Origin of the sequence: Achromobacter sp. JUb104, from assembly GCF_024806975.1 — a bacterium.
In the GTDB taxonomy this organism is placed as follows: Bacteria; Pseudomonadota; Gammaproteobacteria; order Burkholderiales; family Burkholderiaceae_B; genus Achromobacter; species Achromobacter spanius.
In genome coordinates this window covers 398794-417440 of record NZ_JANUEY010000002.1, presented here as the reverse complement: position 1 = coordinate 417440, position 18647 = coordinate 398794, and the positions used below count along the sequence as shown (strand labels likewise).

The 18647-nt window shown below is 66.1% G+C and carries 14 protein-coding genes; 9 read left to right on the top strand and 5 right to left on the bottom strand.

Features of this window, described 5'->3' with window-relative positions:
• Positions 1-45 precede the first annotated feature (45 nt).
• The 4 genes from fhuE (at position 46) to M2361_RS13860 (ending at position 7566) form a co-directional block, all read left to right on the top strand.
• Entirely contained in the window at positions 46-2409 is a 2364-nt protein-coding gene (gene fhuE / locus M2361_RS13875) for a ferric-rhodotorulic acid/ferric-coprogen receptor FhuE (RefSeq protein ID WP_259249822.1), read from the top strand.
• 692 nt (positions 2410-3101) lie between these two features.
• Positions 3102-3611, top strand: a complete 510-nt coding sequence (locus M2361_RS13870; RefSeq protein WP_259249820.1) for a sigma-70 family RNA polymerase sigma factor — start codon at positions 3102-3104, stop codon at positions 3609-3611.
• A 145-nt stretch (positions 3612-3756) separates the two neighbouring features.
• A complete protein-coding gene (locus M2361_RS13865) occupies positions 3757-4788 on the top strand; it encodes a FecR domain-containing protein (protein ID WP_259249818.1) in 1032 nt (343 codons plus the stop codon).
• A 288-nt stretch (positions 4789-5076) separates the two neighbouring features.
• The gene (locus M2361_RS13860; RefSeq protein WP_259249816.1) at positions 5077-7566 is read left to right on the top strand and encodes a TonB-dependent siderophore receptor; all 2490 of its coding nucleotides are present in this window, start codon (positions 5077-5079) and stop codon (positions 7564-7566) included.
• A 1-nt stretch (position 7567) separates the two neighbouring features.
• Here M2361_RS13860 and M2361_RS13855 read toward each other — a convergent pair whose 3' ends face one another.
• Complete coding sequence (locus tag M2361_RS13855) at positions 7568-9217, bottom strand: ATP-binding protein (protein WP_259249815.1); 1650 nt, start codon at positions 9215-9217, stop codon at positions 7568-7570.
• A gap of 188 nt (positions 9218-9405) precedes the next feature.
• Between M2361_RS13855 and M2361_RS13850 the strand changes: the two genes are divergently transcribed.
• The 3 genes from M2361_RS13850 (at position 9406) to M2361_RS13840 (ending at position 13526) form a co-directional block, all read left to right on the top strand.
• Positions 9406-9924, top strand: a complete 519-nt coding sequence (locus tag M2361_RS13850; RefSeq protein ID WP_259249812.1) for a sigma-70 family RNA polymerase sigma factor — start codon at positions 9406-9408, stop codon at positions 9922-9924.
• Entirely contained in the window at positions 9921-10952 is a 1032-nt protein-coding gene (locus M2361_RS13845; protein WP_259249810.1) for a FecR domain-containing protein, read from the top strand. The genes M2361_RS13850 and M2361_RS13845 overlap by 4 nt, the downstream gene beginning before the upstream one ends.
• A 96-nt stretch (positions 10953-11048) precedes the next feature.
• A complete protein-coding gene (locus M2361_RS13840) occupies positions 11049-13526 on the top strand; it encodes a TonB-dependent receptor (RefSeq protein WP_259249808.1) in 2478 nt (825 codons plus the stop codon).
• 778 nt (positions 13527-14304) lie between these two features.
• Here the strand turns inward: M2361_RS13840 and M2361_RS13835 are convergent.
• A complete protein-coding gene (locus M2361_RS13835; protein ID WP_259249806.1) occupies positions 14305-14946 on the bottom strand; it encodes a 2OG-Fe(II) oxygenase in 642 nt (213 codons plus the stop codon).
• Positions 14947-15103: 157 nt separating this feature from the next.
• On the opposite strand from M2361_RS13835, the gene M2361_RS13830 reads away from it, so the two are divergent.
• A complete protein-coding gene (locus M2361_RS13830; RefSeq protein WP_259251480.1) occupies positions 15104-15796 on the top strand; it encodes an HAD family phosphatase in 693 nt (230 codons plus the stop codon).
• Between the two features lie 33 nt (positions 15797-15829).
• Here the strand turns inward: M2361_RS13830 and M2361_RS13825 are convergent, their stop codons facing one another.
• The gene (locus M2361_RS13825; RefSeq protein ID WP_259249805.1) at positions 15830-16603 is read right to left on the bottom strand and encodes an SDR family oxidoreductase; all 774 of its coding nucleotides are present in this window, start codon (positions 16601-16603) and stop codon (positions 15830-15832) included.
• Between the two features lie 188 nt (positions 16604-16791).
• Between M2361_RS13825 and M2361_RS13820 the strand changes: the two genes are divergently transcribed.
• A complete protein-coding gene (locus M2361_RS13820) occupies positions 16792-17328 on the top strand; it encodes an MgtC/SapB family protein (RefSeq protein WP_259249803.1) in 537 nt (178 codons plus the stop codon).
• A 47-nt stretch (positions 17329-17375) separates the two neighbouring features.
• Here M2361_RS13820 and M2361_RS13815 read toward each other — a convergent pair whose 3' ends face one another.
• Together M2361_RS13815 and M2361_RS13810 are read right to left on the bottom strand one after the other, a co-directional pair.
• Entirely contained in the window at positions 17376-18122 is a 747-nt protein-coding gene (locus tag M2361_RS13815) for an SDR family oxidoreductase (protein WP_259249802.1), read from the bottom strand.
• Between the two features lie 43 nt (positions 18123-18165).
• Positions 18166-18534 (bottom strand): cupin domain-containing protein, encoded by a 369-nt coding sequence (locus M2361_RS13810; protein ID WP_259249800.1) that lies wholly within the window; start codon positions 18532-18534, stop codon positions 18166-18168.
• Between the last annotated feature and the right edge of the window lie 113 nt (positions 18535-18647).

Genomic DNA, 18647 nt, shown 5'->3' with positions numbered 1-18647 from the left:
TATTCCCATGCGGCGCCGCGCCGCGCCGGCTCAGCCCCGCGCTTCATGCATTCTTCCCTGGTGGTGGCGTTGAGCCTGGCGCTGGGGGTGGGGTTGGGCGTGATACCGGATGCCGCGCAGGCGCAGAACGCGCCGGTGTCGATCAATATCGGCGCGCAGCCCTTGGGCGACGCGCTGCTGCAATGGGCGGCCCAGACCAAGGTGCGCGTGTTCTACGCGCCCGACGTGGTCGCCGGCCTGAACACCCGTGGGCTGCGCGGCAGCCTGGCGCCCGAAGAAGCCTTGCGCGGCCTGCTGCAAGGCACGGGCGTGACGTACCGCTGGCAAGGCGACAGCATCATCCTGGCGCGTGACGCCGGCGTGGCCAGCCTGGCGCCCGTGACGGTGCTGGGCAATTCGGATCCGGCAGTGACCGAGGGCACGGGTTCCTACACCACGCCGGCCTCGTCGGCGGCCACCGGCCTGACGCTGTCGCTGCGCGAGACGCCGCAGTCCGTCAGCGTGGTGACGCGCCAGCGCATCGATGACCAGAACCTGCGTTCGCTGGACGAGGTGATGGGCAACGTGGTCGGCGTGCAAGTGGTCAGCGAAGACACTGACCGCACCGACTTCTGGTCGCGCGGCTTCTACATCGACAGCCTGCAATACGACGGCGTGCCCACGACCATCGGCCTGTCCATGTATGGCGAATCCGATAACGATTCCTTCATCTACGACCGCATTGAAGTGGTGCGCGGCGCAACGGGCCTGATGACCGGCGCGGGCAACCCCGGCGCGTCGATCAACCTGGTGCGCAAGCACGCCAACAGTAAGACCTTCACGGGCTCGGTCAGCGCGGGCTTCGGCTCGTGGAACCAGTATCGCGGCACGCTGGACATGTCCACGCCGCTGAACGAGGCAGGCACGGTGCGCGCCCGCATGGTCGCGCTGTACCAGGGCCGCGATTCCTATATCGACCTCTACCAGGCCAACAAGAAGGTGTTCTACGGCGTGATCGACGCCGACCTCACGCCCAACACCACCTTGAGCGTGGGCGCGGACTACCAGGACAAGCGTCCGCGCGGTTCAACCTGGGGCAGCCTGCCCGTGGTGTTCAGCGACGGCACCGCCACCGATTGGCGGCGGTCCAAGACCACGGCGGCGGACTGGACGTATTGGCACACCACCAACCAGACCATGTTCGCCACGCTGTCGCACCGTTTTGACAGCGACTGGGAAGTGCGCGCGGACTGGTCGCAGCGCAAGAGCAAGTACGACGCCAAGCTGCTGTACCTGTACGGCGCGCTGGACCGCGAGACGGGCACGGGCCTGCGGGCGCTGCCGGGCTACTGGAATTCCTACGCGCAACAGACCTCGCTGGATGTGCAGGCGAAGGGCCCGTTCACGCTGCTTGGCCGCAAGCATGAGGCGGTGGTGGGCGCCATGCGCAGCCGGTATGGTGAAGACTTCTACCGCTACGGCTTCGACAGCGCGTCGCTCGCCAGCACCGGCAACTTCTACCAATGGGACGGCTCGTTTGCCCAACCCACGTGGACGGACGCGACCCTGCGCGGCACGGTCACGCACCAAGAGGGCGCGTATGCCGCCGTCCGCTGGTCGCTGACCGACAGCCTTACCGCCATCACGGGCGGGCGCTACGCCACCTGGGAATCCAAGTCCGACACCCGCGACCAGAAAGATTCGCAGTTCATACCCTACGCGGGCGTGGTCTACGACATCAACGACACGTATTCCACCTACGTCAGCTACACGGATATCTTCCAACCGCAGGAGAACCGCGACCGCAACGGCAATTACCTGGACCCGGTGCAAGGCCAGAACTACGAAGTGGGCGTCAAGGGCGAATACCTGGACGGCAGATTGAACACGTCGATTGCGCTGTTCAAGGTCAAGCAGAGCAAGGTCGCGGTGCTGGACGGCGACGCGCTGGTGCCAGGCTCGTTCGAACAGGCCTACACCACCGCCGACGGCGTCACGACCAAGGGCGTGGAATTGGAGGTAAGCGGCATGCTGGCGCCGGGCTGGAACGCCTACGCGGGCGGCACGTATTACACCAGCCGCGATGCCCAGGGCGTGTCCGTGAACACCGAGCGCCCGAGAGCAATGGCCAAGCTGTTCACCACCTACCGCTTGCCCGGCGACTGGAGCAAACTGACAGTGGGCGGCGGCGTCAACTGGCAGATTTCAACGTATAGCCAGGTCAGCGCGGGCAGCGATACGGTCACCGCCAAGCAAAAGGCCTATGCGATTTACAACCTGATGGCGCGGTATGACTTCAGCTCGGCCCTGTCGGCGCAGTTGAACGTGAATAATTTGTTCGACAAGAAGTACTACCTGGGCGGCGTGGCGAGCCAGGTGTATTACGGCGAACCCAGAAGCGTGTTCGTGAACCTGACGGCGAAGTTCTGACAAGGCGGGGATGGGGGGATGGGGTGATGGGGCGATGGGGCAGGATGATGTGGCGGGGCGATGGGGCGGCGGGGGGATGGGGCGGGATGATGGGTTCCGCGCGATCGGCGCAATCTTCTTGCCCAGGCCAACCCGCGCTGCACCCATCCTACATTCCGCGTGCCGACACGATCGTAGGATGGGTGTAGCGCGAGATTGTTCAAAGAAGAAAGAGATCGCACAACGCGCAAACCCATCAAGCAACGCCGAATTCTTAACGGGTTCAGCCGCAAGGCGCATGATGGGTTCCGCGCGATCGGCGTAATCTTCTTGCCCAGGCCAACCCGCGCTGCACCCATCCTACATTCCGGCACACGCCGCGAATGGGCACGATCATCCCGGCACACGTCGCGAATGGGCACGATCATCCCGGCATACGCCGCGAATGGGCACGATCATCCCGGCGCACGCCGCGAATAGGCACGATCATTCCGGCACGTCGCGAATGGGCACGGTGATTCCGGCATACGTCGGGAACCGGCACGATCATTCCGGCACACGTCGCGCGCCGTCACGATCATTTCGCCGCACGCATCCCGACGATTCCGCGCAACGCCCGGATTTCTCCGTCTTGAAAACGATTCAAAGATATTTATAATTGCGAATCATTTTCATTTTGTTTGGGATTCTGGCGGTGACGCCGGGGCGCCGCCATGCCATCCTCATCCTTCGCTCCTCATGCCGAAGTGCAATCCGTCTATCAGGCGCACCACCAATGGTTGCGCGGCGTGCTGCTGCGCAAGCTGGGCAATGCGTCCGATGCGGCCGATGTGGCGCACGACACTTTTGAACGGCTGATACGCGCCAATGTGCGGGAACCGCTAAGCGAACCGCGCGCCTACTTGCGCACCATCGCCACGCGCCTGTTGGTCGGCCGCGCCCGTCGCGCGGCGATCGAGACGGCCTACATGGAATCGCTGGCGTTGCAGCCGGTGGCGGTGGAGCCGTCGGTGGAATCGCGCGCCTTGATCCTGGAAGCGCTGGAGCAAATCTGCGAATTGCTGGACACGCTGCCCATGACCAGCCGCCGCATTTTCCTGATGGCGCAGCTGGAGGGCATGTCTTACGCCGATATCGGCCAGCAGTTGGGCCTGACGGCCAACGCGGTGCAGAAGTCGCTGGCGCGCGCGTTGGTGCATTGCTACACGGCGGTGTACGGGTGAAAGCGAAGAGCAATACCATCACGCCATCACGCCAAGCAAGCCAATCACGCCATCACGCCAATCACGCTAAGCAAGCCCAGAGCAAGCGGCGAACAAACAATGAACGAGTGATGAATCCACCGTGACCCAAGGGCTGAATCCTTGCATGAACTCCGCCTCCCCGGACTCCCCCAAGCTGCTGCGGCCGCATGCGCCCGAAGCGGGCCGTATCGATCCGAGAATCGTGCGTCAGGCCGCTGATTGGTGGGCTCGGCTGCGCGAGGGGGCAAGCGATGACGACCGCCTGCGCTTCGAACATTGGCGGCAGGCCCAGCCCGCGCATGAATTGACCTGGATGCGGCTGGTGGCCTTGACGCGCGATGTGGACCTGGGCTTGGCCGAAGCGGGCCACGACGTCGCCGCCCGCACGCTGCGGCAGGCGCCGCTGATCCAGTCGCGCCGCAACGCCATCCGCTGGATGGTGTCGGCCACGGCCTTAGGCTTGGGCGCGTGGGCGGTGAGTGAGCGCGGCGCCATTGTTCGCCTGGCCGCCGACCTGCGTACCGGCACCGGCGAACGGCGCGCGCTGACCTTGCCGGACGGCACGCGGCTGGAACTGAACACCGCCAGCGCCGTGGATCTGCGCTACACCGTCAGCCAACGCGAAGTGGTGCTGCTGGAAGGCGAAATCCTGGTAACGACCGCGCAAGACCCGCAAGGCCGACCGTTCACGGTGCGCACGCGCGGCGGCATCCTGACGCCGGTGGGCACGCGGTTTCTGGTGCGCGATCTGGACGACGGCCACGGAGGCAGGGCGGTTGTGCGCGTTGCCGTGCTGGAAGGCGCGGTGGATGTGCGCGGCCTGGACCCGGCCGATCCGCCCCGACGCGTGCATGCGGGGGAACAGGCCGAGGTGTCGGCGGCGGGCGTCTTTGCGTTGCAGGAGCTGCAACCGGCCACCTCCGCCTGGGTCAACGGCATGTTGATTGCCAACGAGATGCCGCTGGCCGCTTTCCTGCAAGAACTGGCACGCTATCGCCCCGGTCGGCTGAGCTGTTCGGACGAGGCCGGCGCGTTGCGCGTGGTGGGGGCGTTCCCCTTGGCCGACAGCGACAAGGTGCTGACCATGCTGCAAGAGGTGCTGCCCGTGCGCGTGCGGCAATACACCCGCTACTGGGTCACGGTGGGGCTGGCCTGAGTCGGCCGCCCCGTCCACCCGCCCGCCCGTTCGCTCGCCCGTCCGTGATTGATTTGTAACCGGAACGGCGTAAGTCCCGCATCAGCGCGTCATGTAAGGAAAGCAGCCCGGAAGCCTCCCCCCGCCGAGTCTGCGTCCTTCCTTCATGAGCCAGGAATTCTCTACATGTCTTTTCGTCCTGCCCGCGCAGAGTGGCTTGCCCGCCCGTCGCTTGCCCGTCTGCTTGCCCAGCCGTCACTTGCCCGCTCGCTCGCCCTGCCGTCGCTTGTCCGCCCGCGTGCAGCCCTCGTGTCACTTGCCCACCTTTCCTCGCCGCATTGGCGTCTGTCGTCGCGCACCCGCCTGAGCCTCGCCCTGCGTGTCGCGTTGCCTGCTGTCGTGCTGGCCGCCCCGTGGCCGTCGGTAGTGCAGGCCCAAGCCCAAGCCCAAGCCCAAGCCCAAGCCCAAGCCACAACGCCGCTACGCCAATCGGTTCGCTTCGACATTCCGCCCGGCCCGCTTGGCGCGGCCCTCGGCGCGTTCGGCATGCAGGCCGGCGTCATGGTGGCGTCCGACCCGGCGCTGGCGGCGGGCGCTCGCACCGGCGGCGTGTCCGGCACGTACCCGGTGGACGCGGCGCTGGCCCAGTTGCTGGCCGGCACCGGCTTGCAGGCCGTTGCCCGCGCCGAAGGTGGCTACCGCTTGCAGCAGGCGCCAGCCGCCAGCCAGGCCGCGACGCTGGCGCCCGTGACCGTGACGGGCAGCTACAACCCCACCACGGACGGCACCGGCTCGTACACGTCGCCCGCCGTCACCATCGGCAAGACCCCGCAGGCGCTCAAGGACATTCCGCAATCGGTCACCGTGCTGACGCGCCAGCGGATGGACGACCAGCTCATGACCAGCCTGCCCGACGCCGTCAACAACACGGCCGGCATGGTGGGCGTGCAAGGCGTGGGACCGGGCGTGGCGATCAATGCACGCGGCTTTCCGGTGGACCAGCTGCAATACGACGGCGTGGCCCTGCTGCGCAACAGCTACAGCCTGGGCAACTGGGAACAGGACTCGTTGGTGTTCTACGACCGCGTGGAAATCCTTCGCGGCGCGGCCGGCCTGCTGCAAGGCGCGGGCAGCCCCGGCGGCGCCATCAACCTGGTGCGCAAGCGCGGCGGCGCCGAGCCATCGGTGGTGCTGTCGGGCAAGGCCGGCTCGTGGGACCACTACGGCCTGACGCTGGACGCGGGCGGCCCGCTGAACGATGCGGGCACGCTGCGCGGCCGGGTGGTGGTCGATGAAGACCAAAGCCATTCGTACATCGACTACGTGTGGGACAAGACGCGCAACCTGTACGCCGCGCTGGACTTCGACGTGACCGAAGACACCACGGTGGGCATCGGCATCAGCAACCGCTACAGCCGTTCGCGCCCGATGATCGTGGGCTACCCGCGCTATGCCGACGGCGGCGACATCGACCTGCCGCGTTCCACCTTTACCGGCTCCACCTGGAACCGCGCCAAGAACGACCAGACCATCTTCAACGCCGACGTAACGCATCGCTTCAACGACGCCTGGCGCTTCCGCCTGGCCGGCGTGGCCATGAACGAAAAGAACACGACGGTGCACCAACGCGTGGCGGGCGAAGTGCAGCCCGATGGCAGCGACTTGTCCTACGGCAACTTTGGCGTGGACTTCGCCAGCAAGCAACGCGGGCTGGACATGTCGGTCAACGGCAACTTCACGGCGCTGGGCATGGAGCAGGAAGTGGTGCTGGGCGCCAACTACTCCAAGCTGACCACGCAGGACCGCTTCACGCGCGCCTGGGAAACGGGCGGCAACATCTTCGACATCGACCACCATCGCCCGTGGCAGGACATCGATTCCATCGCCGAGGCCAGCGGCTACGATTCGCGCAGCGCCTACGACATCCGCCAGAAGGGCATCTACGGCACCTGGCGCGTGAAGCCCACCGAGTCCCTGGCGCTGATCGGCGGCGGCCGGGTCGGCTGGTTCGACTATTCCTACACCGGCTCCGGCAGCACCTCCACGTCCAACACCTCGGGCAAGTTCATTCCCTACGCCGGCATCGTGTATTCGCTGACGGACAACTGGTCGGCCTACACCAGCTACACCACGGTGTTCGAACCGCAAACCCAACGCAGCTTGGACGGCAGCCTGCTCAAGCCCATCGAGGGCAACAACTACGAAGTGGGCATCAAGGGCGAACTGGCCGACGGCCGCGTCAACACCCTGCTGGCGCTGTTCCGCTACGATCACAAGAACCGCGCCGTCAATGACTACGACGCCGGCTTCGCGTGCGACGGCTGGTATTGCTCGCGCGCATCGGGCAAGGTGCGCAGCCAGGGGGTGGAAGCGGAAGTGTCGGGCGAAGTGGTGAAGGGCCTGGAGCTGTATGCGGGCTACACCTACAACACCACCAAGTACCTGGAAGACCCCGACAACAAGGGCCAGGTCTTCAACACCTGGACGCCCAAGCACATGCTGCGCCTGTGGGCCAACTACAAGCTGCCGGGCATGATGAACCGCCTGAGCGTGGGCGCGGGCGTCAACACACAAACCGCCACGGTCAGCTCGGACCGCGAATTCAAGTTGGCCGGCTTCACCGTCTGGAACGCGCGCGTGGGCTATCAGGCCACGCCGGAACTCAGCATCGGCCTGAACGTCAACAACGTGTTCGACAAGAAGTACTACGTGCCGTCCTACAACACGCTGGGCGGCAACAACTACTACGGTCAACCGCGCAACTTCATGCTGACGTTCCGCTACGCGCCCAAGCTCTAGGTCAGGCGCTCATCAGCATATGCACCTTGCGCGCCAGTTCGTCCAACGCGAAAGGCTTGGGCAGGGTGGGGGCGCCGGCTTCGGCCAGCGCCTGCGAGCCCGAACCGGTGATGAACAGAACCTTCAGCGTGGGCCGCAACAGGCGGCCCGCGTCGACCACCTGGCGGCCGTCCATGCGGCCCGGCAGGCCCAGATCGCAGATCAGCAGATCGATCTGACCCGGGGCAGACAAAGCGCGCAGGGCGCTCGCGCCGTCGGTGGCCTGGATCACGGCATAGCCCAGTTCGGCCAGCGTTTCCACCATGACGGCGCGTACCGCCGTATCGTCTTCGGCGATCAGCACGGTCGCGCCCGCGGCGGCGCGCGGCGGTTCCAGCCGCGCGGCCAATTCCACCGGCGTCGGCGCCCCGTCGAATCGCGGAAAGTACAGGCTCATCGCCGTGCCTTCGCCCGGCCGTGACATGACCTGCACCTGCCCGCCGGACTGCCGCACAAAGCCATACATCATCGACAGGCCCAGGCCGGTACCCTCGCCGGGTGATTTGGTGGTGTAGAACGGTTCGAAAATGCGTTGCACGATTTGTGGCGTCATGCCGCAGCCGGTGTCCGTCACGGTCAGGCGCAGGTAGTCGCCGGCGGGCAGATCGCGTTCGCGCGCCGTCTGGGCGTTCAGCGTGACCTTGGCTGTCTCGATGCCAAGACGGCCCTGTCCTTCCATGGCGTCGCGCGCGTTCAGGCAAAGGTTGAGCAGGGCGTTTTCGAACTGGTGCGGGTCCACCCAGGCAGGCCAGAGCCGGGGTTCGCACGCCAGGTCCAGCGCAATGCCCGGCCCGACGCTGCGGCGCACCAGGTCTTCCATGCCGCGCACGAGTTGGTTGATGTCCACCGCTTGCGGCGACAGTGGTTGATTGCGCGAGAACACCAGCAGGCGATGGGTCAGGGCGGCAGCCCTTTCGGTGCCGCGCCGCGCCACGTCGATGTGGCGTTCCAGTTCGCCCATGCGCTGCTGCGCAATACGCAGGCTGATCAGTTCCAGGCTACCCGCGATGCCCATCAGCAAGTTGTTGAAATCGTGCGCCAGCCCGCCCGCCAGTTGGCCCACGGCTTCCATCTTCTGGCTTTGGCGCAGGGTGTCTTCGGCCTGCCGCAAGGCTTCGGCCTGCGCGCGTTCGGCTTGCACCCGCGATGTGGTTTCGATGACGGTATCCATCATGCCGACCACGTTCCCGTGCTCGTCGCGCACCGGGCTGTAGCAGAACGTGAACGTGGCTTCTTCGGCTTGGCCAAAGCGCTGGAGCACCAGCGGATAGTCTTCGATGAAGGTGGCCTCGCCCGCGAACGCGCGGTCGGCGATGGGGCCGATCATGGACCAGACCTCGCTCCAGACATCGCTGAACGGGCGGCCCAGCGCTTCGGGCTTGGCGCCCAGGATGGGGCGGAAGGCGTCGTTGTAGATAGTGATGAGTTCGCGGCCCCAGACCAGGCAGCACGGAAAGCGGGACGACAGCACCATGCCGACGGCCACGCACAGCGCCGGGGGCCAGTCGGCAATCGGGCCGAGCGGCGTGGCGGACCAATCGTAGGCCGCGACCCGTTTGCCCATCTCGCCGCCGCCTGCAAGAAAAGAAGGCTCGAAAGTCTGGTTCTGCATGGCGGCGTCTACGGTCGAATGGAGGCTTGAATAGGTGCTTGATTCTATCCGACCGCCCCTATGAAGTTAAGCAATTCAGCATGCCATATATCAAGGCGGCGGCAGGTTTTTTAACAGGTCGTGGGTGGCGGAAAAAAAGCAGATAAAATAGAAATCGTTCCCATTTGCAATATTGCGCCAGGTGCATCTTGTCTGCCTCTGAATCCCACGCCGCCGATTCCGTCACGAAGCTCTATCGTGACCATCATGGCTGGCTGTCGATGTGGTTGCGCAAGAAGCTGGGCAACTCGTTCGACGCCGCCGACCTGGCGCACGACACCTTTGTCCGCCTGATCAGCGCGCGCCGCCACGACGCGGGCCCCGAGCCGCGCGCCTTGCTGACCCATATCGCCAAGGGCCTGGTCGTTGACCACTGGCGCCGCCGCGCGCTGGAAGAGGCTTATCTGGCTGCCATTGCATGTCTGCCCGCGCGCGAGGCGCCGTCGCCCGAAGTGCGCGCGCAAATTCTTGAAACCCTGCACGCCATCGACGCCACCTTGCGGACCCTGCCCGCGAAGACGCGCAACATCTTCCTGTTGTCGCAGTTCGATGGCATGGCGTATGCCGACATCGCGGTGCGGGAACGGGTGTCGCTGGCCACCGTCAAGCGCCACATGCAGCGCGCGCTGACGGCGTGCCTGATCGCCTATCAGGTGCATGCGGCATGACAGGCGCCTCTAACCCTGCAACCAATCCCGCATCCAACGCGGCAACCAATCCCGCCATCGACCCCGCCATTCTGGAACAGGCGGCCGGCTGGCTGGTGCGCTTCCAATCCGAAACCTTGTCCGCCGCCGACCGCACAGCCTTCGACCGTTGGCGCACCCGCAGCGCGGCGCATGGCGCGGCCTGGGCGCGGGTGGAAGACATGCTGCGCGGCTTTGGGCAGGTGCCGCCCGACATCGTGCGTGACACCTTGCGCCGGGCCGATCAGCATTCCCGCCGCGCCGGCCGCCGGCAAGCCCTGCGCGCACTGGGTGCGCTGCTGGTGCTGGGGCCGGCGGCGCTGGCCGGCTGGCGCATGTTGCCTTGGCGCGAATGGGCGGCGGATGCGCGCACCGCCACGGGCGAACGGCGTCAGATGGATCTGGCCGACGGCACGCGGTTGGTGTTGAACACGGCCAGCGCGGTCGATATCCAATACACCGCCGACGCGCGCGTGTTGTGGCTGCGCGCGGGCGAAATCCTGCTGACCACCGGCCACGATCCGTCGCCCGTGTATCGCCCCTTTATCGTGCATACCTCACAAGGGACGATACGCGCGCTGGGCACACGCTTCATGGTGCGCGACGACGGCGGCAGCATCCGCGTGGCGGTGTTTGAAGGCGCCGTCCAGATCCAGCCGCAAGAGGCGGGCGTTGCGGCGGTCATCCTTCCCGCTGGCCAGCACACGGTATTCACCGCGCGCCAGGTGGCGCCCCTGTCGGCGGTGGACGCCGTGTCCGCGTCATGGGAGCAGGGCATGTTGGCGGTGCGCAATTGGCGCTTGGCCGATCTGGTGGATGAACTGGGCCGTTATCGCCGGGGCGTGCTGCGTTGCGATCCGGCCGTGGCCGGGCTGCGCGTCTCGGGTGCGTTCCCGTTGGCCGATATCGACGGCAGCCTGCGCCTGCTGGAAAAAACCCTGCCGGTGCGGATAAGCCGCGTGACGCCGTTCTGGACCACGGTCGCGCCGCGCGCGGACGTTACAAATTAATCGCCATTTGTTTGAGCCTTTTCTGCGCCTCGTCCGGTGTACCGGGTGAATCGTCGCGACACGCGAGCCACCCCGTCCCCTACGAAGGATCGTTTCATGGTTTCCCGAAATTCCCATTCGCAGCGCCTGCCCCGTGGCATGGCCGCCCTGTCGCCCGTGGCAGCCATGATGCAGTCCGCAGGCATGGGCTTGATGCTGTTGGCCGTGTCGGGCGCGCCCGCGTCGGTCAGTGCCGCCGAAGCCGCTGGCGTCGCGGCGGCCGCCGATGCGCGCAAGTCCTACGCAATTGGCGCGGGTCCGCTGGGCGATGTGCTGGCGCAATTCGCGGCGGCGGCGGGCGTGCCGCTGTCGTTCGACCCGGCCTTGCTGGCGGGCCAGCGCAGTGCAGGGCTTTCGGGTTCGTACACCGTGCGCGAAGGGTTCGCGCAATTGCTTGGGGGTTCCGGCTACGCGGTGGCGGAACAGGGCGCGGGCGCGTATTCCTTGCAGAAGCTGCCCCAGGCAGACGGCGGCGTGGCCACGCTGCTGCCCAGCATCACGGTGGCGGGCTCGGGCATCAGCGCGTCCACCTTGCCGCCGGAATTCGCGGGCGGGCAGGTGGCGCGCGGCGGCCGCATGGGCTTCCTGGGTAACCGCGACGTCATGGACACGCCGTTCAACCTCACCAGCTACACCTCGGAATTGCTGGCCAACCGCCAGGCGGTGACCTTGGCCGACGCGCTGAACGCCGAGCCGTCCGTGCGCTTTACCGGGCAGATCGGTGGCGTGACCGACTCGTTCTACATTCGCGGCTTTCCCATCGGCGAAGGCAACCTGGGCGAGATCGCGTTCGACGGCGTGTATGGCGTGGCGCCCAACTATCACGTCTTCACCGACTACATCGAACGGGTGGAAGTGTTGAAAGGCCCCGCCGCCTTGCTGTATGGCATGTCGCCCAACAGCGGCGTGGGCGGCGTGATCAACATGGTGCCCAAGCGTTCGCTGCCGCAAGACCTGACGCGGCTGTCCGCCGACTACGTGGGCAGTTCGCAGTTTGGCGGTCGGGTGGACCTAAGTCGGCGCTTCGGCAACGACGGCGAATGGGGCGTGCGCGTGAACGGCATGCATCGTCAGGGCGACACGCCGCTGGACAACCTGTATTCGCGCACCGACATCGGCGCCTTGTCGCTGGACTATCAGGGCGAGCGCCTGCGCGCGTCGCTGGACCTGCTGACGCAGCACGAAAAAGTGGACGCGCCGACGCGCCCGTTCCTGGTGGCTGCGGGCATTGATGTGCCGCGCGCGGCCGATGGCCGCCGCAACGCCACGCAGCCCTGGGGCTGGTGGAAGTCCGACGGCCAATCGGCGCTGCTGCGCGTGGAATACGACATCAGCGACCGCCTGACCGTGTTCGCCGATGCGGGCGGGTCAGACACCGATGTGTCGCGCCTGTCGGACCAGACGCCCACCATCGTGAACGGCGCGGGCGACACGCTCGTGACGCCGAACAACTTCCGCTTCAAGGTTGAACGCAGCACGTATAACGCCGGCCTGCGCGCCAAGCTGGATACGGGTCCCGTGCGTCACGCGATCAGCTTCATGGGCAGCTTGTACAGCGATCGCAACTTGCAGGCCAGCGTGTCGGGTACGCCGCTTACGTCCAACATCTACCACCCCATCACCCGCCCCGAGCAGCACATTCCCGCGCCGCGCAACGTGCCCAAGGTCTCGTCGTCGGACCTGTCCGGCCTGGCGCTGGCCGACACGATGAGCATCCTGGACGAACGCGCGCAACTGACGCTGGGCCTGCGTCAGCAGCGTATTGAGTCGCGCAATTTCAATGCGGTGACGGGCGTGCGTACGGTCAGCTATGACGAAAGCGCCACCACGCCGCTCGCCGGCCTGGTCGTCAAACCGTGGAGCAATGTCTCGCTGTACGCCAACTACGTCGAAGGCCTGAGCAAAGGCGATGTGGCGCCCGCCACGGCGTCCAACGCCGGCCAGGTGTTCAAGCCCTACAAGGCCAGGCAGAAGGAAGTGGGCGTGAAGGTGGAGTTCGACAGCGCGATGCTGAGCCTGAGCGCCTTCGAAATCACCAAGCCCAGCGGCCAGTTGACCAACGGCGTGTACGGCGCGGACAGCGAACAACGCAACCGCGGCCTGGAAATGAACCTGTCCGGCGAACCGCTGCGCGGCCTGCGCCTGTTGGGGGGCGTGACCTGGCTGGACGCCGAACTTACGCGCACCAACAGCGCCGCCACGCTGGGCAACCAGCCGGTGGGCGTGCCCAAGTTCTCGGCCAATCTCAGCGCCGAATGGGACACGCCGTGGGTGGCGGGCCTGACGTTGACGGGCGGCATGGTCTACACCGGGCGCGAATATATCAATCAGGCCAACACACAATCGGTGCCGTCATGGACCACCTTCGACCTGGGCGCGCGATACGCCACGCGGGTCCAGGGCAAGGACGTGACCTTGCGGGCCAACCTCGTCAACGTAACCAACCGCGCGTACTGGTCCGGCGTGGCATCCTACGGCACGATCTCGCAAGGCGTGCCGCGCACACTGATGCTGTCAGCGTCGATGGATTTTTGACGGGACGCGAGGTTGGGCACACACGTAGGATGGGTGAAGCGCGCAAAACCCAAGGCAAGAACCCCAACGCCGAACGCGCGCAACCCATCAAGCACCGGTCACCGTGTGGCAATTTCCGCCATGGCATCACGACCGTCCGATGGGTTGCGCGCGTTCGAGCGTGGTCTTCTTCTATCGTTCACCTCGCGCTTCACCCATCCTACGATCCCACTCCAGACCCATGCACGTAGGATGGGTGAAGCGCGCAACCGCCAAGGCAAGAACCCCAACGCCGAACGCGCGTAACCCATCAAGCACCGGTGCCCGTACGGCAATTTCCGTTATGGCATCACGACCGTCCGATGGGTTGCGCGCGTTCGAGGTTGGTCTTCTTCTATCGTTCACCTCGCGCTTCACCCATCCTACGATCCCACTCCAGACCCATGCACGTAGGATGGGTGAAGCGCGCAAACGCCAAGGCAAGAACCCCAACGCCGAACGCGCGTAACCCATCAAACGCCGGTGCCCGCACGGCAATTTCGGCTATGGGATCACGACCGTCCGATGGGTTGCGCGCGTTCGAGCTTGGTCTTCTTCTATCGTTCACCTCGCGCTTCACCCATCCTACGATCCCACTCCAGACCCATGCACGTAGGATGGGTGAAGCGCGCAAAACCCAGGGCAAGAACCCCAACGCCGAACGCGCGTAACCCATCAAGCACCGGTGCCCGTACGGCAATTTCCGCTTTGGCATCACGACCCACCCAACGGCCCACCCAACGACCGTCCCATCGGCCCATCAAGGCCCGTCGTGCAGCAGCAGTTCCAGCCCCACGCGCTGGCCGGCGCGCACTCGGCTGATCGCATGCCGCGCGGTCACCCGATAGACGCTATTGACGCCTCGCACCGGACGGTGCGACACCGCAATGACCGCCGCGTCGCCGTAGCGCAAGGGCAGCACCATGGGGCGCGACTGCATGCGGGGGCGTTGTTCGGTCATGACGAATTCGCCGCCGGTGAATGCGGTGTCCGGATCAGACAATAGGGCGACAAGCTGCAACGGAAACGCGACATCACCGTCCGCATGCTGCGTCAGTGGCTGATAGTCGTCTTGCCCTAAGTGCTGGATGGCGGACAAGGGGCGGGCCTGGCCCGCGTTGCGGTTGTGTTGCATCCAGGTGGTGAAGTCATCGGGGTATGGCGCGTCTTGTTGCAGCGCGTCCGCCCAGGCGCGGGCGATGGGCAGCAGGCGGCGGTACAACGATGCCCGCAGCGCTTCAAGCGTGGCGGTGCTGTCCGCCTGGGCGAGGCGGCGCGCGGCCTCCGGCGAAAAGAATCCCGGCAGCAGCGCCCAGCCGTCGGCGTCCAGCTGTTGGCCGATCAGGACCCAGTCGTAGTGGTCCTGCGGCAGGTGCGACGCTTCAGGGAAGGGGGAAGTCATGGCATACGGGGGCGTTCAGTTACGTGGTCACCCAGCTTAATCGCGCACTGCCGCGCGCGTCACTCCGAAGCTTGCGGCCAGGGCGGGCCGTCAGGCTGGCCCCATGCCATGCAGTATGCTTACCCGCTTCATGAACCTGACTTCCGCTGCCCGCCCCATGACTGATTTCCCCTTTGACGCCGTGTTGTTCGATTGTGACGGCGTGCTGGTTGATTCCGAACCCATCACCAGCCACGTGCTGGCCCAGATGCTGAATGAACTGGGCTGGGACATCACCCACGAAGAAACCATGCGCATCTTCACGGGCAAGGCCGTCAAGGACGAGCTGCCGATGATCGAAGCGCGTACCGGCGCCAAGCTGGGGCCGGACTGGTTCGGTGAATTCCGCCAGCGCCGCAACGCCGCGCTGGATCGCGACCTGCTGGAAATTCCCGGCGCGCCCGATGCGGTGCGCGCCTTGCACCGAGCGCTGGACGGCCGCATCGCCGTGGCGTCCGGCGCCGACCGCCACAAGGTGGAACTGCAATTGGCCAAGGTCGGCATTGCCGAGTGTTTTGACGGGCGTGTCTTCAGCGGTCACGAGATGCCGCGCAGCAAGCCGTTTCCGGACGTGTACCTGGCCGCCGCGCAAGCGCTGGGTGTTGACCCCAAGCGTTGCGCCATTGTTGAAGACACGGTCACCGGCGCCACCGCCGGGGTGGCCGCGGGCGCCACGGTGTTCGGCTACAGCCCCGACGCCAACGGCCACAGCGGCGCCGAGGCACTGCGCAATGTGGGCGTGGCCCATGTGTTCACCGACATGACGCAACTACCCGCACTGCTGGCGGGCTGGCAAGCCGGCGCGCGCTGAGTTATCTGGCCGGCCCAAGCGCCGGCCGCCGCACTATTTTGCGTACTGCTCGCCGCCGTCCAGGTCAATCACCGTGCCGCTCAGGTAACCCGCGCGCGGCGACGCGCCGAACACAATCATGTCGGCCACTTCGTCGGGTTCCATCAGGCGGTTGAAGGGCAGGTCCGACAGCGTTTCCTGCCACCGCGTCTCGTCGCCCCAGCGCGCTTGGGCGCGTTGCCGGGCGAGCGTCAGCACGCGGTCAGTTCGTGTGCGTGAGGGGTTGACGCCAAAGACGCGCACGCCGTGGCGGGGCGCTTCGCCGCCCAGCGCGCGGGTAAACGCAATCAATGAGGCATTGGCCGCCGCGCCGCAGATGTAGTCCGCGCGCGGCGCCGCGCCCGCCATGCCGATGATGTTGGCGATGACGCCCGCGCCCGCCTCGCGCATGTGCGGGTAGTAGCAGCGCGCCAGGCTGATGTAGCCGTGTACCTTCAGTTCCCACCCCGCGCGCCAGCGCTCGTCTTGCACCTGATCCAGCGCGCCGCCCGGCACCGCGCCCGCGTTGTTGACCAGGATGTCGATGGGCCCGGTTTCCTTGGCCAGCTTTTCCGCCGCGCCAGGCAGGGCCAGGTCCAGCGTGATGGCATGCGCCGCGCGGCCGCTTTGTTCAAGGATGGATGCCGTGGCGTGATGCAGCGCCGCATCGTCGCGCGCCACCAGAATCGGGTCGGCGCCCTCGCGCGCGAAGGCCGCGGCGCAGGCCAGGCCGATGCCCTTGGATGCCCCTGTGATCAGCACGCGCTTTCCGTCAAGCTGCAAGTCCATGTATGGCTCCTGTGGTTTCACGCCCGCACGCGCGGGGCACGCATTGGTTGTAAACCAGTTGCGCGGCCGGTGCCAGCGCGGACATGGCGCGGGCGCGGCCGCGCCTGCTATGCTCGACCCACCTCATCACGTTGACCTCGTTGCCTTCACCCCACTCCCTTCAACCCGTGCCTTTCAGGATGCAACAGATGGCGGAAGTCTGGTTTGAAATCTGGTCCACCGTGCGTAGCGAATTCGCGGACATTCCGGATGTTGGCGAAGCCACGCGCATTGTCCTTCGCCTGGGCATGGCGGTGATCCTGGGCGGCATGCTGGGGTTCGAGCGCGAGCGCAGCGGCAAGGCGGCGGGCTTGCGTACCCATATGCTGGTGGCGCTGGGCGCGGCCATTTTTGTCTTGGTGCCTTTGCAGGGCGGCATGGAAGTCGGTGACCTTAGCCGGGTGTTGCAGGGGGTGATCGCCGGCATCGGTTTTCTGGGCGCGGGCGCCATCATCAAGCTCAGCGATGAACGCGAGATCCACGGGCTGACCACTTCCGCCAGCATCTGGATGACCGCCGCCATCGGTGTGGCGGCAGGCATGGGCCGCGAAGCCACGGCGCTGGTCAGCACCTTGTTGGCGTTGTTCGTGCTTGCGGTGCTGCGCCGCGTCGAGGCGCGCATTTCCGACGGCCCGGAGAACAAGGGCGTCATCGCCACCGACGACAAACCCCGCGGCAACGGCTGAGCCTCGGCAGGCAGGTAGCCCCTCCTGCTACCCCTCCAGCGATCCGTTCAACTGCCGCCGGACACGTCGATGAACGAGCCGCTGGTATAGCCGGCTTCCTCGGAAAACAGCCACATGACGGCGCCGGCCACTTCTTCCACCGAGCCGCCGCGCCGCAGCGGGATCACGCTTTTCAGGCGGTCCACCCGGCCCGGCTCGCCGCCGCTTGCGTGCATGTCGGTGTAGATGGTGCCGGGGCGCACGCCGTTCACGCGGATGCCTTCGGGCGCCACCTCTTTGGACAGGCCGATGGTCATCGTGTCCAGCGCACCCTTGGAGGCCGCGTAGTCCACGTACTCATTGGGCGAACCCAGGCGCGCCGCTGCGGACGACACGTTGACGATGGCGCCGCCCACGCCGCCATGGCGCGTCGACATCCGGCGCACGGCTTCGCGCGCGCACAGGAAAGCGCCGATGACGTTGGTGGACAGCACGCGCAGCAGGCGGTCGGCTTCCATCTGGTCCAGGCGCATCTGCGTTTCGAGGATGCCGGCATTGTTGACCAGGGCATCGATGCGGCCCAGTCGCTCGTCCAGCGTGCGGAACATGTGCAGCACATCGTCCTCTTGCGACACGTCGGCCTGGATGGCCAGCGCGGTGCCGCCCGCCTGCTGGATCTGGGCCACGACGGCGTCGGCGGCGTCAGAGTGGGTGCGGTAGTTGATGCCGACCGCGTAGCCGCGGCGCGCGGCCAGCTTGGCGACGGCGGCGCCGATGCCACGGCTGCCGCCGGTAACGAGCATGACTTTGGGCATGGTGTCCTCCTGGGGGGAATTCACGGTAGCAGAATCAAGGGGCTCAAATCCAGACGTCGTTGGGCGCGCTGCGCTCGCCGCCCTGGTCGCCGGTATTGGGCACGCCGCAGGGTTCCACCAGCATCAGATGCGTTTCCTCGACGGCACAGGGTTTGTGTTCCACGCCCTTGGGGATGACGGTCATTTCGCCGGGCCCCAGGTCGATGTGGCCGTCGCGCAGGTCGATGCGCAATCGGCCGCTGACCACGATAAAGGTTTCGTCGGTGTCGGCATGGCTGTGCCAGACGAAATCGCCTTGCACCTTGACCACCTTGAACTGGTAGTCGTTCATCTGCGCGATGACCTTGGGGCGCCAGTGCTCGGAAAACAACGCAAGCTTGCCGGCGATATTGATGGCGGAAATGGGGGGCATGGTGGAACCTGGACAAGAAGAGAGAGGTACAGATTAGGGCGCACCGGGGCGTCGCGTCTTGTACGTTCTTGCAGGTTTGGGCGGGGGTGGGGAGGGATCAGGCGGCTTCATGC

Excerpts from the sequence above, each read along its gene's own strand:
- fhuE (WP_259249822.1), top strand. The coding sequence starts at position 46 with ATGCATTCTTCCCTGGTGGTGGCGTTGAGCCTGGCGCTGGGGGTGGGG.
- M2361_RS13870 (WP_259249820.1), top strand. The coding sequence starts at position 3,102 with ATGCCATCCTCATCCTTCGCTCCTCATGCCGAAGTGCAATCCGTCTAT.
- M2361_RS13865 (WP_259249818.1), top strand. The coding sequence starts at position 3,757 with ATGAACTCCGCCTCCCCGGACTCCCCCAAGCTGCTGCGGCCGCATGCG.
- M2361_RS13855 (WP_259249815.1), bottom strand. The coding sequence starts at position 9,217 with ATGCAGAACCAGACTTTCGAGCCTTCTTTTCTTGCAGGCGGCGGCGAG.
- M2361_RS13845 (WP_259249810.1), top strand. The coding sequence starts at position 9,921 with ATGACAGGCGCCTCTAACCCTGCAACCAATCCCGCATCCAACGCGGCA.
- M2361_RS13840 (WP_259249808.1), top strand. The coding sequence starts at position 11,049 with ATGGTTTCCCGAAATTCCCATTCGCAGCGCCTGCCCCGTGGCATGGCC.
- M2361_RS13835 (WP_259249806.1), bottom strand. The coding sequence starts at position 14,946 with ATGACTTCCCCCTTCCCTGAAGCGTCGCACCTGCCGCAGGACCACTAC.
- M2361_RS13830 (WP_259251480.1), top strand. The coding sequence starts at position 15,104 with ATGACTGATTTCCCCTTTGACGCCGTGTTGTTCGATTGTGACGGCGTG.
- M2361_RS13825 (WP_259249805.1), bottom strand. The coding sequence starts at position 16,603 with ATGGACTTGCAGCTTGACGGAAAGCGCGTGCTGATCACAGGGGCATCC.
- M2361_RS13820 (WP_259249803.1), top strand. The coding sequence starts at position 16,792 with ATGGCGGAAGTCTGGTTTGAAATCTGGTCCACCGTGCGTAGCGAATTC.
- M2361_RS13815 (WP_259249802.1), bottom strand. The coding sequence starts at position 18,122 with ATGCCCAAAGTCATGCTCGTTACCGGCGGCAGCCGTGGCATCGGCGCC.
- M2361_RS13810 (WP_259249800.1), bottom strand. The coding sequence starts at position 18,534 with ATGCCCCCCATTTCCGCCATCAATATCGCCGGCAAGCTTGCGTTGTTT.